Here is a 13,658-nt window from a genome sequence, read left to right on the forward strand (position 1 = left end):
GGAAGGAGTCTGCGATGGCGTGGTTGTCGCTGCTGCTTTTCCTGCCCTGGTTCGTCGTGCTGGGCAGCCTGTACTGGCTGTTCCCGCGCCAGCCGCGCACGTCGCGGCGGCGCCTGTTCGATGGCCTGGTGCTGCTGCTGGCCCTTGTTCTGAGCATCGTGGCGATGCTGTGGGGCCACCACCTGGGCCTGGTGCAGACCGACGCGGGGCCGATCTGGCCGCAGGTGCTGGCGGTGCTCTATGCCTACGGCGCTTTCCTGGCGGTGCTGGTGCTGGCACTGCTGCTGCGACCGCGATGGTTGTAGTCCCGGGGCAGAGCGCCTGCCTCCGACCAAAGCCGCATCGAACCGGTCCTGCCTGCGCGCCTACCATGGACGCCTGATTCCGATTCCGCCAGGTGCGTGCCGATGACCGCCGACCCCAGCATCCACACCATCGATACCGGCTTCCAGCGTCCCGACTTCGATGCGGCCTACCTGATCGTCGAGAACGGGCGGGGGGCCTTCGTGGACTGTGGCACCGGCCTGTCCGTGCCGGCGATGCTGCGGGCGCTGTCCGATGCCGGCCTGCAGCCCGACGCGGTGGACTGGCTTCTGCTGACCCATGTGCATCTGGACCATGCCGGCGGTGCGGGCCTGTTGATGCAGCAGCTGCCCAATGCCCGGGCCGTGCTGCATCCGCGCGGTGCGCCGCACATGATCGATCCGACCCGGCTGATCGCCGGCGCCACCGCGGTCTACGGCGCGGAGGAGATCGCACGCAGCTATGGCCGCATCGAGGCGATTCCCGAGCACCGCGTCGTGGTGGCCGAGGATGGCCATCGCCTCGATCTTGCCGGACGCGAACTGCTCCTGCTGCATACGCCCGGCCACGCACTGCATCACTACTGCGTATGGGATGCGCGCAGCCGCAGCTGGTTCACCGGCGATACCTTCGGTATCTCCTACCGCGAACTGGACAGCGCGCAGGGCGCCTTCATCTTTCCGACCTCTTCGCCCGTGCAGTTCGATCCCGAAGCGATGAAGGCGTCGATCCAGCGCATGCTCGGCTACGATCCGCAGTCGATGTACCTTACCCACTATGGCCGCGTGGAGCAGGTGCAGCGGCTGGCCGGCGACCTGTTCGAGCAGATCGATGCGATGGCGGCGATCGGCCGCCAGTGCGACGAGCGGCCCGACCGCCATCGCTGCCTGTTGGCGGCGCTGCAGGCCCTGTACCTGGAGCGCGCGCAGCAGCATGGCTGTGTGCTGGATGACGCAGCGGTGGTGGCCGTGCTGGCCATGGACATCGAGCTCAACGCGCAGGGACTGGCCTGCTGGCTGGATCGCGAGCGCCGCTGACGGAGCGGGACTGCGGCCGGCACTGCTGTCACGTTACACTCTGGTGACTTCCCATCCTGCCGTGGTATTGCCGTGAACCCGATGCGCGTGTTGCTGCTGTCGTCCTGCCTGTTCGTGGGTGGCCTGGCCCAGGCGGCCAATGACCTTCCCGGCGGCGGTATCGACCCGCAGGCGCTGTCGCGCCACGTGCGTGTACTGGCGTCGGACGAATTCGAGGGCCGCGCTCCGGCCAGCGAAGGCGAAGAGCGCACCGTGCAGTACCTGATCGAACAGTTCCGCAGCTATGGCCTGCAACCCGGCGGCGTGGACGGCAGCTGGGTGCAGCCGGTGCCGCTGGTGCGTGCGCAGCTGGAGGGTGCGGCCACGGCCAGCCTGGCGTTGAAGCAGGGCCGCCGCGCCCTGGTCAATGGCGTGGATGTGACCCTGCAGAGCCTGCAGCCGCGCGCCCGGGTGCAGATCAAGGATGCACCGCTGGTGTTCGTGGGCTATGGCATCGACGCACCGGAACGCCATTGGAACGACTACAAGGACATTGACCTGCACGGCAAGATTGCCGTGGTGCTGATCAATGATGCCGATTTCGAGGCCGACGCTCCCGGCGCGTTCGATGGCAAGGCAGTGACCTACTACGGCCGCTGGACCTACAAGTTCGAGGAGGCTGCGCGCCGCGGCGCCGAAGGTGTGCTGATCGTGCACGAGACCGCACCTGCGGCCTATGGCTGGGCGACGGTGAAGAGCTCGGGTACCTCGCCGTTGTTCGATATCGAGCGCAGCCAGGCCGAGGCGATGGCCCAGCACACACCGCTGCGCGGCTGGATGCAGCGCGAGCTGGCCGAGGCGATCTTCGCCGACGCCGGCCTCGATTTCGAGGCGGAGAAGCGCAAGGCGATGCGTGCCGACTTCCGTCCGGTGGCCCTGGACAACGCGCGGCTGAGCGTCGATTTCGCCCTCAAGCGCGAACAGGTTGTGACCCGCAACGTCGTGGCCAAGCTGCCGGGCGGCGAGCACGGCGATGAAGCGGTGATCTTCTCGGCGCACTGGGACGCTTTCGGCATCGGCCAGCCCGATGCGAAGGGCGACCGCGTGCGCCGTGGCGCCATCGACAACGCCACCGGCGTGGCCACCGTGCTGGAACTGGGCCGGGTGTTCGCGGCCGGCCCGCAGCCGCAGCGCACGCTGTACTTCGTGGCGCTGACGGCTGAAGAAAAGGGATTGCTGGGGGCCAGCTACTACGCCGCGCATCCGCTGGCGCCGCTGGACAAGACCGCTGCCGTACTGAACATCGAGATGTTCAGCCCGGACGGGCCGACCCGTGACATCGCTTCGTGGGGCAAGGGCCGGGTATCGCTGGAAGGCGACCTGGAGCGGGTGGCCAAGGCACGCGGCCGCAGCTACAGCCCGGACCCCAACCTGGAGGCCGGTTTCTTCTACCGCGCCGACCATTTCGCCTTCGCCCGGCTGGGTGTACCGGCGATCACCATCGGCCCGGGCCTGGACAAGCTGGACGGAGGCGTGGAAGCAGGGCGCGCGCTGCGCGAGAAGTACTTCGCCGACTGCTATCACCAGGCCTGCGACGCGTGGACGCCGGGCTGGGATCCCAGCGGTCATGCCGCCGATACGCTGCTGGTCTACGACCTGGGCGCGGAGCTGGCCAACAGCCGGCGCTGGCCGACCTGGGAGAAGGACTCCGAGTTCCGCGCTGCCCGCGACAAGAGCGAGGCGGCACGCCGCTGACGGCTAGCGCCTGCGCAGCAGCGTCCAGGCACCCCATGCACTGGCGGCCAATGCCGCCAGGTAGCAGGTGATCATGGTGCCGAGGCTGACCGTGCGCAGGCCGCTGAAGCGGCCGAGCAGGTTCATCCGCAGCGAGCTGTGACCGCTGCCCAGGTCCACTGCCAGCTGCACTGCCAGCGCGCTGGCGAAGACCAGAAGGGCGATGCCGAAGCCGGTGCGTGGCCAGCGCGCCTGCGCGCCCGGGCGTCGCAGCAGCCAGCCCAGCGTGGTTGCCACCGCCAGCAGCAGGGCGGCCCACATCAGGGGCGTAGCGGGAGTTGCGGCAGCCACCGGCATTGCACCGGTGGCTGCCATCAGCACGGCATCCTTACTTGCGGGTGCCGTCGAGCCAGTTCGGGCCCTTGTTGGTGAGGAAGAACACATAGACCACCAACGATACCGCGATGGTGGCAGTGACATAGATGGCGAACCAGTCCACGTGGCCGGTCTTCAGCGCGCCCTGGTACAGCAGCGGGGCCGTACCGCCGAACAGCGAGTTGGCCAGCGCGTAGCCCAGGCCCACGCCCAGTGCCCGAACGTGGGTCGGGAACAGCTCGGCCTTCACCACGGCGTTGATCGAGGTGTAGCCGGTGAGGATGACGAGGCCCAGCGCCAGGGTGAGGAAGGCGAAGGTCGCATCGTGCTGGTGCGGCAGCTGCGTGATCAGGTACCAGCTGTACAGCACGCCGCCCACGCCGAAGAACACCAGCAGGCTCTTGCGCCCGATGATGTCCGACAGCCAGCCGCCGACCGGCTGCAGCACCATCAGGAAGGCCAGCACGCCCAGGTTGATCAGGGTGCCGGTCATCGGGTCGTCGCCTGCGAAGGCGCTCTGGATCATCTTCGGGCCGTTCACCGAGTAGGTGTAGAAGGCAATGGTGCCGCCGGCGGTGATCAGGAAGCACAGCAGCAGCGGGCGCCACTGGTGCACGAACAGTTCGTACATCGAACCGGATTTCTTGGCCTTGCCTTCGCGCGCGGCCTCGATCGAGGATTCTTCCAGCGACTCATCCATGCCACGGCGCAGCCAGAACACCACGACCGCGGCGATGCCACCGATGCCGAAGGCGATGCGCCAGCCGAACTCGGAGATCTCCGGCTTGCCCCAGACGTTCAGCATCAGGAACAGGGTCAGCTGGGCCAGCACATGGCCGCCGACCAGGGTGACGTAGTGGAAGGAGGACAGGAAGCCACGACGACCCGGAATGGCGGCCTCGGACATGTAGGTGGCGCTCGCGCCGTACTCGCCACCGGTGGCGAAGCCCTGCAGCAGGCGCGCGAACAGCAGGATGATCGCCGCCCAGATGCCGATGCTGGCGGCAGTGGGGGTGATGGCGATGATGAAGGAGCAGAACGCCATCAGCGTGACCGATACGGTCAGGGCCAGGCGACGGCCATGGCGGTCGGCGAAGCGGCCGAAGAACCAGGCACCGATCGGGCGCATCAGGAAGGTCGCGGCGAAGATCGCCCAGACGTACATCGTGGAGTTCTTGTCTTCCGGCGAGAAGAACTGCGACTCGAAGTACACGGCGAACACCGAGTACACGTAGACGTCATACCACTCCACCAGGTTGCCGGCGGAGCCTTTGAGGGTATTGGAGATCGAGCGGCGCAATGCGGCGCCGTCGTTCGCGGGAACAGCAGGGTGGGGCGTGGTGCTCATCTGGGCGGGGATCCTCGATGCGATAGCGTCCGTGCGCGGAAAATACAGCGTCCGACCATGTGGTGGCGCAGCCGGGCAGCCTTCTTGGTACTGCATGACCCGTCAACGCGGGGTGGCAGGCCAGGACAGGGTGCATGGATGGACGACAGCGTGCCACCTTGCGGGGTGCCGGACCATACTCAAAACGTCCTAGAATCCGCCTTCCCCCGGTCCCTTGGTGCGTCATGTCGGCTCCCCCTGTTCCGTCTGCGGCTGCCCCCCGGGGCGGCCTTGTCGTGTTGGCGCTGCTGCTGGTCTACGTGGTCTGGGGCTCGACCTATCTCGGTATCGCCAAGGCCCTTCACGGCGGTGCGCTGCCGCTGACGATGGTCTCCGGCAGCCGCTTCATCATCGCCGGGGGCCTGATGTACCTGGCGCTGCGCCTGTTCTGGAAAATGCCGAAGCCGACGTTGCGGCAGTGGCGCAGCCTAGTGCTCATGGGGGTGACCATGCTGGTGCTGGGCAACGGCATGGTGGTGCTGGCCGAACGCGATGTGTCGTCCGGCCTGGCGGCCACGGCGGTGGCATCGGTGCCCCTGTGGATGGCGCTGTTCTCGGCGCTGCGCGGCCAGCACGCCAGCCGCGGCGAATGGCTGGGCATCGCCATCGGCTTCCTCGGCGTTGTCTGGCTGAATGCGGGCAGCAGCCTGACGGCGACGCCCACCGGGCTGGTGCTGCTGCTGATCGCACCGATCGGCTGGGCCTTCGGCTCGGTGTGGGCGCGCGGCCTGGACCTGCCTGGCCCGTTCATGACGGCCGCCGGGCAGATGATCTGCGGCGGCGTGCTGCTGGTGCTGATCGGGCTGGCGGTGGGTGAGCGGCCCACCACACTGCCCGATACCGGTGGCCTGCTGGCCATGGCCTATCTGTGCGTGTTCGGCTCGATCGTCGCGTTCACGGCCTACGTCTGGCTGCTGCAGAACGTACGCCCGGCGCTGGTCGGCAGCTACGCCTACGTCAACCCGGTGATCGCGGTGCTGCTGGGCGCCGCCCTCAACAGCGAACGCTTCGGCTGGCGCGACGTGCTGGCGATGGTGGTGATTCTGCTGGGCGTGGTGGTACTGACAATGGCAAGGACGCGCAAGCGATGAGCATCGACGAGAAAGAACAACGCCGGGGCCTGCTGGTCACCGCATCCACCTTCGTGCTGTGGGGACTGGTGCCGGTGTACTGGCACCTGCTCAATGAAGTGCCGTCGTTCCAGATCATCGCCCATCGCATCATCTGGAGCACGGTGCTGGTGGTCGCCTGGCTGCTGCTCAGTGCGAAGCTGGGCTGGTGGCGGAAGATCGCCGCGCAGCCGCGCGCGCTGCCGATCCTGGCGGTGTCGAGCCTGACCATCGCGTTCAATTGGGGCCTGTACATCTGGGCCGTCAATGCCGGCCACGTGATCGAGACCAGCCTGGGCTACTTCATCAACCCGCTGGTGAACGTGCTGCTGGGGGTGCTGGTGCTGAAGGAACGCCTGCGCCGGCTGCAGTGGGTGGCGGTGGGCATGGCGGCGGTGGGCGTGGCCTGGCTGACTCTCGACGCTGGCACGCCGCCGTGGATCGCGCTGGGCCTGGCCTGTTCGTTCGGCCTGTACGGCCTGCTGCGCAAGCTGGTCTCGGTCGATCCCGTAGCCGGGCTGGGCGTGGAAAGCCTGTATCTGTTCCTGCCTGCGCTGGCGTTCGCGGTCTGGGCCGAGAATGGCCACGGTGGCGGATTCTTCAGCGGCTGGGGCCTGCGCAACGATCTGCTGCTGATCTTCGGCGGCGTGGTCACCGCCGTGCCGCTGATCGGTTTCGCCTACGGTGTGAAGCGCATCGCGCTGTCGCTGGTGGGCATCCTGCAGTACATCGCACCGAGCCTGCAGCTTCTGCTCGGCGTGTTCTTCTTCCACGAATCGTTCGACATGGCCAAGGCCGTCGGTTTTGCAGCGATCTGGGCCGGACTGCTGCTGTTCATCGGTGACAACCTGCGCACGATGCGGGCGGCAAAGCGCTGAGCCGGAAAGCAACGCGGGACGGAGCACCGGCCCCGTCCCGCGTCCGCGCCGCCTCGGCTGGCGGCGTACACATCAGGTTTCGCGCAGTGCCGTGGTGATCGGCAGGCGGGCGGCGCGCAGCGCCGGGAACAGGCCACCGACCAGGCCGATGCCCAGCGCCCACTTCAGCCCCGTCCACAGCAGTTCCGGCGACACGTGGAACTTGAACACCACCGCGCTGAAGTTGCTGCCGATGGTGGACACGCTGTAGCCATTGAACAGCAGCCATGCCACCGTGCAGCCCAGCAGGCCCCCGAGCAGGGCCAGCAGCATCGTTTCCAGCATCACCGCAGTCACCACCGGCAGGCCGCGGAAGCCAATCGCGCGCATGGTGGCGATTTCGCGCGCACGCGTGGCCACGGCGGCATACATGGTGTTGAGCGCGCCGAACACCGCGCCCACCGCCATGATGGTACCGATCACCTTGCCGAGGATGTCGATCAGCTTGGTCAGGCCGCCGCCCTGCTTGCTGTAGTACGCGCGGGTGGTTTCCACGTCCAGCTTGAGGCGCGGATCGGCGGCGACGGCGGCCTTGAACTGATCGAAGCCCGGCTTGCCCTCGGTACGCACGCTGATCGACTGCCAGGCACTGCGCTGGTACGTGGTGGCCAGGGTATCGGCGTCGGTCCACAGTTCGGAGTCATGCGCATCACCGGTGGCGAACACACCGACCACCGTCCAGGTCTGGTTGCCCAGGGTGAGCGTCCTGCCGACCTCCATGTCGCGGAACTGGCCCTTGGCGCCCTGGCCGACCACGATCTCGCGCAGGCCGGTGGCGAACTTGCGGCCTTCGATGATCTTGACCTTGTCATGCACCGCCCACGCCTGCGGCCCGACGCCCCGGAACTGCGCGTTGACGTCGGTACCGTCCGATTTGGAGACCAGGTTGACCACCTGCGAGAGTTCAGGCGACAGCAGTGGCCGTCCCTGTGCATCGCGGCTGATGCCGGGCAGGGTGGACAGGGTCGGTACCTGCTCGCGGGTGATGACCGAATTGGTTTCCGCCTGCGAACCACCGCGCAGCACGATGGCGGTGGTGTCATCGCCGGTGTTGCTGAGCGTGGCCTGGAAGCCTTCGCCCATCGCCAGCATCGCCACCAGTACGCCGACCACGCCGGCGATGCCGACCACGATCACCGAGGATGCCCCCCAGCGCTGCGGCAGGCTGGCGATGCCGATGCGGGTGGCGGCCAGGGCCAGCCGCCCGCTGCGGGTCAGCGCCAGCCACAGCCCGACCAGCACCGCCACGGCAAGCACGCCCACCCATGGCAGGCCGATCCATACCGCCAGGCCGATTGCCAGCGCCAGCACGGTCACCGTGTTGCCGAACCACTTCTTGAGCTTGTTCTTGAACATGTCGGTGTCCTCCTCAGCGGCCGGCCAGTGCGTCGACGATCTTCAGGCGCTTGGCGCGCAGCGCCGGCAGCAGGCCGACGACCGCGCCGATCACCACGATCAGGCCCAAGCCCATCAGCCAGGTCGGGGTGGGGATGTGCGGCGGCAGCATGCCCATGCTCTTCGGTCCGATGGCGGGCAGGATCAGTGCCGCCAGGCCCATGCCGATCAGGCCACCGAGACCGATCAGCAGCACCGATTCGATCATCACCAGTATCAGCACCGTGCTGTCCTTGAAGCCCAGTGTCTTCAGCGTGGCCAGTTCCGGCACGCGCTCGCGTACGGCCTGCGCCATGGTGTTGCCGGTCAGCAGCAGCAGGGTGAAGAACACCGCACCCATGATCGAGGTGACGATCATGCCGATGTCGGCGAACTGCTTGACGAAGGCCTGCTGGAACGCCGATTCGGTCTGGGTCTTGGTTTCGTGGTCGGAGTTGGCGGAAATCGCATCGATGGCCTGTGCCACCCGCGAAGAATGGTCGGGGTTGTCGAGCGTCACCGTGTACCAGCTGACCTGGTTCTTGATGTAGTCGTTGGACTCATCGAAGTATTTCCAGTTCATCATCAGCTGGCGCTCTTCGTTGGAGGCCTGCGCTGGATCCTTGGAACGGAAGATGCCCTTCAGTTCCAGCGGCCAGTCGTTGCTGCCGCCGCGCGGGAAGATCGTCGCCTGCAGCGGAATGGTGTCGCCGACTTTCCAGCCGAACTGCTTGGCCAGGGTCTCGCCGACGATCGCGCCGGTGCGGGTGTTCTTCCAGTCTTCCAGCTGCGCCGGGTCGATCTGCAGCTCGCGGTAGACGTCGAAGTAGTTGGGCGATACCGAGAAGTTCGGGAAGAAGTTCTTCGGATCCTGGTAGATGCCGCCGAACCACATGCCATAGGCCACGTCGCGCACACCCGCCACCTGGCGGATCTGCGTTTCCAGGCGGATCGGCAGCGACTGGGTGATCGACAGGCGCGAGGCCACCACCAGGCGGTTGGCCCCTTCCACGCTGCCACCGGAGGTGAATGCCACGCGCACCGAGTCGAGCATGCCGAACAGCAGGAACGCGGCCACCACCGACAGCAGGGTCAGCAGGGTCCGGGTGCGGCTGCGGAACAGCTGCGCCCAGACCAGAGAGAAGTATTTCATCGCTGTGGCCTCCGTCAGTGGGCCAGCGGCGCGTCGGCCAGCTCGCCCTTGTCCAGGTGCACCGTGTGCGTGGCGTACTCGGCGGCCTTCGGGTCATGGGTGACCATGATGATGGTCTTGCCGTGTTCGCGGTTGAGCTGCTGCAGCAGGCCCAGGATCTCCTCGGCGGACTGGCGGTCGAGATCGCCGGTGGGTTCGTCGCAGATCAGGAAGGTCGGATCGGAGACGATCGCACGGGCGATCGCCACGCGCTGCTGCTGGCCGCCGGACAGCTCGTTGGGTCGATGGTTGCGGCGGTCGGCCAGGCCAACCAGGGTCAGCGCGATCTCGGCGTTGCGGCGGCGCTGCGCGGCATTGAGATGGGTCAGCAGCAGCGGCAGTTCCACGTTCTTCTGCGCGGTCAGCATCGGCATCAGGTTGTAGAACTGGAACACGAAGCCAACGTGGTGGCTGCGCCAGGTCGACAGCTGGCCACCGCTCATCTGATCGATGCGCTCGCCTTCGATGCTGATCTCGCCGCCGCTGGGATTGTCCAGGCCACCGATCAGATTGAGCAGGGTGGTCTTGCCTGAACCGGACGGCCCCATCAACGCGACGAAGTCGCCGCGGGCGATGTCCAGGTCGATGCCGTGCAGCACCTGCACCTTCTCGGGGCCGCGCTGGTAGGTCTTGGTGATGTTGCGCAGTGAAACCAGGGTCGACATGGGTGGTTCTCCACGTAGGCGGGAAACGGTGACGCACCCCGGCTGTCGGCCGGGCATGCGTGGAACGGTGTTGTCGTCGAACGGTGCCGCTGGCGGCGCCCCGGAAGGCGCCGTGCCGCTACTGCGTTTGCTTCTGCTGGACCCGGGTGCCATCGCGCAGGGTGTCCGGCGGGTTGACCACCACCAGCTCGCCGGCATTCACACCCTTGAGCAGCTGGCGATCCTTGCCCATGGCCTGGCCAGCCTGGACCGTGCGCTGCTGCACGCGGTTCTCGTCGCCGAGCACGAAGGCCACCGATGCACCCTCGCGCTCGACCACCGCGCCTGCCGGCACACGCACGCCCTGCGGCTTGGCTTCAGCCTGCGGCGCTGCCTGTTCCAGGAAGCTGACCCGCACGCCCATCTCCGGCACGATACGCGGGTCCCTCAGCTTCAGGGCCACGCGCACCTTCACCGTCGCCTTGCCCCGGTCGGCGGTGGGGATGATGGCGATCACCTCGGCCGGAATCTTCCATTCCGGATAGGCATTGAGGATGGCTTCCACCGGCATCTTCGGTTGCACGCGGCCGATGAAGGCTTCGCCGACCTCGACCTCGATCTCCAGCGAATCCATGTCGACGATGGTGCCGATGCCTGTGCGGGTGAAGCCACCACCGGCCGACAGCGGCGAGACGATCTCGCCCGGTTGTGCCGCCTTGGCCGTGACCACGCCGGAGAACGGCGCACGCACGATGTTGTTGTCCACCCCAAGGTCGGCGATCGCCAGCTGGTCGTTGGCCACCTTCACGTTGCGCTGTGCGGTTTCCAGCTGCGCGCGCAGGCTGTCGCGCTGGGCCACGGCCTGATCGTACTGCGAGCGCGAGACCAGCTGCCGCCCGACCAGCGCCTGCAGCCGGCTGGCCTCTGCCGCCGCCTGCCTCTGCTGTGCCTCCAGTCCGGCCACCTGGCTGCGTGCGGCCTGCAGCTGCGAGGCATACAGACTGCGCTGCGCGTCCGCATCGATCGGGTCGAGGGTGGCCATGATCTGCCCCGCCTCCACGCGCATGCCTTCCTCGATCATCACCTCGCGCACCTTGCCGGTGATCTTGGCCGACACCGTAGCCATGCGCCGGGCGACCACATAACCACTGGCATCGAGGACCGAACTGCTGGCGCTGCCCTGCTGGATGGCGACCGCCGGTGCGGTTTCCACCTGCACGGCCGGTGTGCGGCCGAACAGCGCGAAGGCGCCTGCGGCCAGCAGCAGCACCACCGCGATCACGGCGATCCACAGCCAGCGGCGCCCGCTGCCACCACCACCAGAGGCAGGTGGCGGTGACTTGCGTTCGATACGGAGTTCCTTCAACAGCTCGGCAGAAGCGTTCATTCGTTCCATCACAGGCGTTCGGGCGGGTGTGACCGGAAGGGCGGACAGCGGCGGTTCCGGCAGTGGAGCGTGCGGCACAGCATGACGGCAGGCACGGGGATGACGGCAGTGACAGCTGTCATCCGATGACCTTGACGGTGGCAACTGCGAAACGTGACCAAGGGGATGCAGGATGGCAACGTCCCCGCTACCGGTACCGCCCATGGCTCCGATCGCCCCGTCGCTGGCTGGCCTGCAGCAGGTGCAGGTGCGTCGTAACGGCGCCGGCAAGAGTACCGCGATCAGCGGGCTGTTGCGCCTGCGCAGGCCCGGTGGGCGGCTCACGCTGCCGGCAGGGCCGTGCTGGCGCGCCCGCGCCTGCGCAGGATCGGCTGAACTGGCATGATCGGCAGCGATCGTTCCCGCCTGGACCCCCCTGTGTCATCGAGCTGGCTGGCCTCCCTGCTGCGCCCTGCGCCGGACTCGGCGGTTGCCGACACGCTGCGGCGCGGCAAGTCGCCCTGGAGCGAGGCGATCCATCTGCTGTGGTCGGTGTGGATCGTCCTGACGCCACTGCTCGGCCACGGCTTCAACCTGCGCTGGCTGCTGCTGACGCTGGCCAGTTACCCGGTGTTCCTGCTGCTTTACACGAGGGTGATGGTGGCTCCACGCCATCATGCGCCCCGTTATGCGCTGGGTCTGATCGCGATGGCGCTTGTGCTGCTGCCCTGGTATCCGTCCGGGCTGACCTACTTCGTGTTCGGCTGCGTGCTGCTGAGGGTGAGCGGGCGGGGCAGCTGGTGGACGTATCTGTTGCAGCTCACCGGCCTGAACATCCTGTTCTGCAGTCTCGCCGTGTGGTTCCAGTATCCGTGGCAGAGCCTGGTCTGGATTCCAGCGGTGTCGTACATCGTCGGCCTGGTGGTGAACGTGGAGGCGATCAACCAGCAGAAGGACGCGGCATTGCAGCTGTCGCAGGAGGAAGTGCGGCGACTGGCCACCACCGCCGAGCGTGAGCGCATCGGCCGCGATCTGCACGATCTGCTCGGCCATACTCTGTCGCTGATTACCTTGAAGCTGGAACTGGCACGCAAACTGCACGATCGCGGCGACGCGCGCGCGCGGCAGGAGATTGGCGAGGCCGAGGCCATCGCCCGCGAAGCGCTGGCGCAGGTGCGCAGTGCGGTCACCGGCATCCGGGCCAGCGACCTGGCCGGGGAGCTGGCCTCGGCGCGGCTGCTGCTGGAGTGCCAGCAGGTGCATCTGCAGTACGCGCCGCCGCCGCCGATGCCGGTGGAGGTGGAGCGTGGACTGGCGCTGATCCTGCGGGAGGCCGCGACGAATATTGCCCGCCATGCACAGGCGACACAGGCGCGGGTGGACTTCATGAAGGAAGGAAAAGTACTGGTGATGCAGATCCGCGATGATGGCCGGGGTGGCATGCAGGCCGAAGGCAATGGACTGAGCGGCATGCGTGAGCGCGCCGCGGCGCTGGGCGGGTATGTCACCGTGCAGTCTCCGCGCGGCGAGGGCACGGTGCTGAGCGTGCGCGTGCCGCTGTCGGCGGCCACTGTCCCGTTGCCGCCCGCTGCACCCGCGCCGGTGGCGCAGGACGGCGCGGCATGATCCGCATCCTGCTGGCCGAAGACCAGGCCATGGTGCGCGGCGCACTGTCCGCATTGCTCAGCCTGGAGGCGGACATCGAGGTGCTGGGCAGCGCCGCCGATGGCGAGGCCGCCTGGCGCATGCTGCAGCAGCTGAAGCCGGACATCCTGGTGACCGATATCGAGATGCCCGGTCTGTCAGGGCTGGAACTGGCCCAGCGCATCGCACGCCACGAACTGCCCATCAAGGTGGTGATCGTGACCACCTTCGCGCGCGCCGGCTTCCTGCGCCGCGCGCTGGACGCAGGCGTGCTCGGCTATCTGCTCAAGGACGCGCCAGCGGAGAACCTGGCCGATGCACTGCGCAAGGTGAAGCAGGGCGTGCGTGCGATCGACCCACAGCTGGCACTCGATGCCTGGTCACAGGCGGACCCGCTCACCGACCGCGAGCGGCGCGTGCTGCGCCTGGCGGGCGAAGGCCGGACCGCCAGCGAGATCGCCGAGCAGTTGGGACTGTCGCACGGCACGGTGCGCAACTACCTGTCCGAGTGCATCGGCAAGCTGGGCGTGGCCAACCGCATCGAGGCGTACCGGCTGGCGCGGCAGAAGGGCTGGCTGTAGCGGAGTGGCTCAACCC

Annotated in this window: 14 protein-coding genes; 8 read left to right on the plus strand and 6 right to left on the minus strand. The window is 67.4% G+C overall.

What is annotated here, in order from left to right:
- Positions 1–14: 14 nt before the first annotated feature.
- From ACZLIF_RS01480 to ACZLIF_RS01490, 3 genes are all read left to right on the plus strand, one after another.
- On the plus strand, positions 15–305 hold the full coding sequence (locus tag ACZLIF_RS01480; protein WP_128987902.1) for a hypothetical protein: 291 nt from the start codon (positions 15–17) through the stop codon (positions 303–305).
- Positions 306–407: 102 nt separating this feature from the next.
- A complete protein-coding gene (locus tag ACZLIF_RS01485) occupies positions 408–1,340 on the plus strand; it encodes an MBL fold metallo-hydrolase (protein WP_128987901.1) in 933 nt (310 codons plus the stop codon).
- Between the two features lie 81 nt (positions 1,341–1,421).
- Complete coding sequence (locus ACZLIF_RS01490; protein ID WP_128987916.1) at positions 1,422–3,074, plus strand: M28 family metallopeptidase; 1,653 nt, start codon at positions 1,422–1,424, stop codon at positions 3,072–3,074.
- Positions 3,075–3,077: 3 nt separating this feature from the next.
- Here ACZLIF_RS01490 and ACZLIF_RS01495 read toward each other — a convergent pair whose 3' ends face one another.
- Positions 3,078–3,428: a hypothetical protein gene (locus ACZLIF_RS01495; RefSeq protein ID WP_231108646.1), complete on the minus strand. Its 351-nt coding sequence runs from the start codon at positions 3,426–3,428 to the stop codon at positions 3,078–3,080.
- Positions 3,429–3,441: 13 nt separating this feature from the next.
- Complete coding sequence (locus tag ACZLIF_RS01500; RefSeq protein ID WP_478462273.1) at positions 3,442–4,776, minus strand: MFS transporter; 1,335 nt, start codon at positions 4,774–4,776, stop codon at positions 3,442–3,444.
- A gap of 224 nt (positions 4,777–5,000) precedes the next feature.
- Here ACZLIF_RS01500 and yedA point away from each other — a divergent pair, with 224 nt between their 5' ends.
- Positions 5,001–5,906: a drug/metabolite exporter YedA gene (gene yedA, locus ACZLIF_RS01505; protein ID WP_128987899.1), complete on the plus strand. Its 906-nt coding sequence runs from the start codon at positions 5,001–5,003 to the stop codon at positions 5,904–5,906.
- Positions 5,903–6,802: an EamA family transporter RarD gene (gene rarD / locus ACZLIF_RS01510; RefSeq protein ID WP_128987898.1), complete on the plus strand. Its 900-nt coding sequence runs from the start codon at positions 5,903–5,905 to the stop codon at positions 6,800–6,802. Before yedA ends, rarD begins: the two co-directional genes overlap by 4 nt.
- A 72-nt stretch (positions 6,803–6,874) precedes the next feature.
- Here rarD and ACZLIF_RS01515 read toward each other — a convergent pair whose 3' ends face one another.
- From ACZLIF_RS01515 to ACZLIF_RS01530, 4 genes are all read right to left on the minus strand, one after another.
- Positions 6,875–8,197, minus strand: coding sequence for an ABC transporter permease (locus ACZLIF_RS01515; protein WP_128987897.1), 1,323 nt, complete (start codon positions 8,195–8,197; stop codon positions 6,875–6,877).
- Between the two features lie 13 nt (positions 8,198–8,210).
- Positions 8,211–9,368, minus strand: coding sequence for an ABC transporter permease (locus ACZLIF_RS01520; RefSeq protein WP_128987896.1), 1,158 nt, complete (start codon positions 9,366–9,368; stop codon positions 8,211–8,213).
- Positions 9,369–9,382: 14 nt separating this feature from the next.
- Positions 9,383–10,072 carry an ABC transporter ATP-binding protein gene (locus ACZLIF_RS01525; protein ID WP_053516547.1) on the minus strand — a complete coding sequence of 230 codons (690 nt, stop codon included), beginning with the start codon at positions 10,070–10,072 and terminating at the stop codon, positions 9,383–9,385.
- Between the two features lie 118 nt (positions 10,073–10,190).
- A complete protein-coding gene (locus ACZLIF_RS01530) occupies positions 10,191–11,438 on the minus strand; it encodes an efflux RND transporter periplasmic adaptor subunit (protein ID WP_128987895.1) in 1,248 nt (415 codons plus the stop codon).
- 202 nt (positions 11,439–11,640) lie between these two features.
- Here ACZLIF_RS01530 and ACZLIF_RS01535 point away from each other — a divergent pair, with 202 nt between their 5' ends.
- From ACZLIF_RS01535 to ACZLIF_RS01545, 3 genes are read left to right on the plus strand one after another with little or no spacing between them, the layout of a single operon-like run.
- On the plus strand, positions 11,641–11,823 hold the full coding sequence (locus tag ACZLIF_RS01535) for a hypothetical protein (protein ID WP_065174212.1): 183 nt from the start codon (positions 11,641–11,643) through the stop codon (positions 11,821–11,823).
- Positions 11,820–13,043 (plus strand): sensor histidine kinase, encoded by a 1,224-nt coding sequence (locus ACZLIF_RS01540; RefSeq protein WP_128987894.1) that lies wholly within the window; start codon positions 11,820–11,822, stop codon positions 13,041–13,043. Before ACZLIF_RS01535 ends, ACZLIF_RS01540 begins: the two co-directional genes overlap by 4 nt.
- The gene (locus ACZLIF_RS01545; protein WP_053516542.1) at positions 13,040–13,642 is read left to right on the plus strand and encodes a response regulator transcription factor; all 603 of its coding nucleotides are present in this window, start codon (positions 13,040–13,042) and stop codon (positions 13,640–13,642) included. Before ACZLIF_RS01540 ends, ACZLIF_RS01545 begins: the two co-directional genes overlap by 4 nt.
- The last annotated feature ends 16 nt before the right edge of the window (positions 13,643–13,658 follow it).

It is taken from the genome of Stenotrophomonas sp. 2201_Sma (genome assembly GCF_056486685.1).

What these genes read in the sequence shown, in the direction of transcription:
- ACZLIF_RS01515 (WP_128987897.1), bottom strand. Translation starts at nt 8,197, where the DNA reads ATGTTCAAGAACAAGCTCAAGAAGTGGTTCGGCAACACGGTGACCGTG.
- ACZLIF_RS01535 (WP_065174212.1), top strand. Translation starts at nt 11,641, where the DNA reads ATGGCTCCGATCGCCCCGTCGCTGGCTGGCCTGCAGCAGGTGCAGGTG.
- ACZLIF_RS01525 (WP_053516547.1), bottom strand. Translation starts at nt 10,072, where the DNA reads ATGTCGACCCTGGTTTCACTGCGCAACATCACCAAGACCTACCAGCGC.
- yedA (WP_128987899.1), top strand. Translation starts at nt 5,001, where the DNA reads ATGTCGGCTCCCCCTGTTCCGTCTGCGGCTGCCCCCCGGGGCGGCCTT.
- ACZLIF_RS01520 (WP_128987896.1), bottom strand. Translation starts at nt 9,368, where the DNA reads ATGAAATACTTCTCTCTGGTCTGGGCGCAGCTGTTCCGCAGCCGCACC.
- rarD (WP_128987898.1), top strand. Translation starts at nt 5,903, where the DNA reads ATGAGCATCGACGAGAAAGAACAACGCCGGGGCCTGCTGGTCACCGCA.
- ACZLIF_RS01500 (WP_478462273.1), bottom strand. Translation starts at nt 4,776, where the DNA reads ATGAGCACCACGCCCCACCCTGCTGTTCCCGCGAACGACGGCGCCGCA.
- ACZLIF_RS01540 (WP_128987894.1), top strand. Translation starts at nt 11,820, where the DNA reads ATGATCGGCAGCGATCGTTCCCGCCTGGACCCCCCTGTGTCATCGAGC.
- ACZLIF_RS01545 (WP_053516542.1), top strand. Translation starts at nt 13,040, where the DNA reads ATGATCCGCATCCTGCTGGCCGAAGACCAGGCCATGGTGCGCGGCGCA.
- ACZLIF_RS01480 (WP_128987902.1), top strand. Translation starts at nt 15, where the DNA reads ATGGCGTGGTTGTCGCTGCTGCTTTTCCTGCCCTGGTTCGTCGTGCTG.
- ACZLIF_RS01530 (WP_128987895.1), bottom strand. Translation starts at nt 11,438, where the DNA reads ATGAACGCTTCTGCCGAGCTGTTGAAGGAACTCCGTATCGAACGCAAG.
- ACZLIF_RS01490 (WP_128987916.1), top strand. Translation starts at nt 1,422, where the DNA reads ATGCGCGTGTTGCTGCTGTCGTCCTGCCTGTTCGTGGGTGGCCTGGCC.
- ACZLIF_RS01485 (WP_128987901.1), top strand. Translation starts at nt 408, where the DNA reads ATGACCGCCGACCCCAGCATCCACACCATCGATACCGGCTTCCAGCGT.
- ACZLIF_RS01495 (WP_231108646.1), bottom strand. Translation starts at nt 3,428, where the DNA reads ATGGCAGCCACCGGTGCAATGCCGGTGGCTGCCGCAACTCCCGCTACG.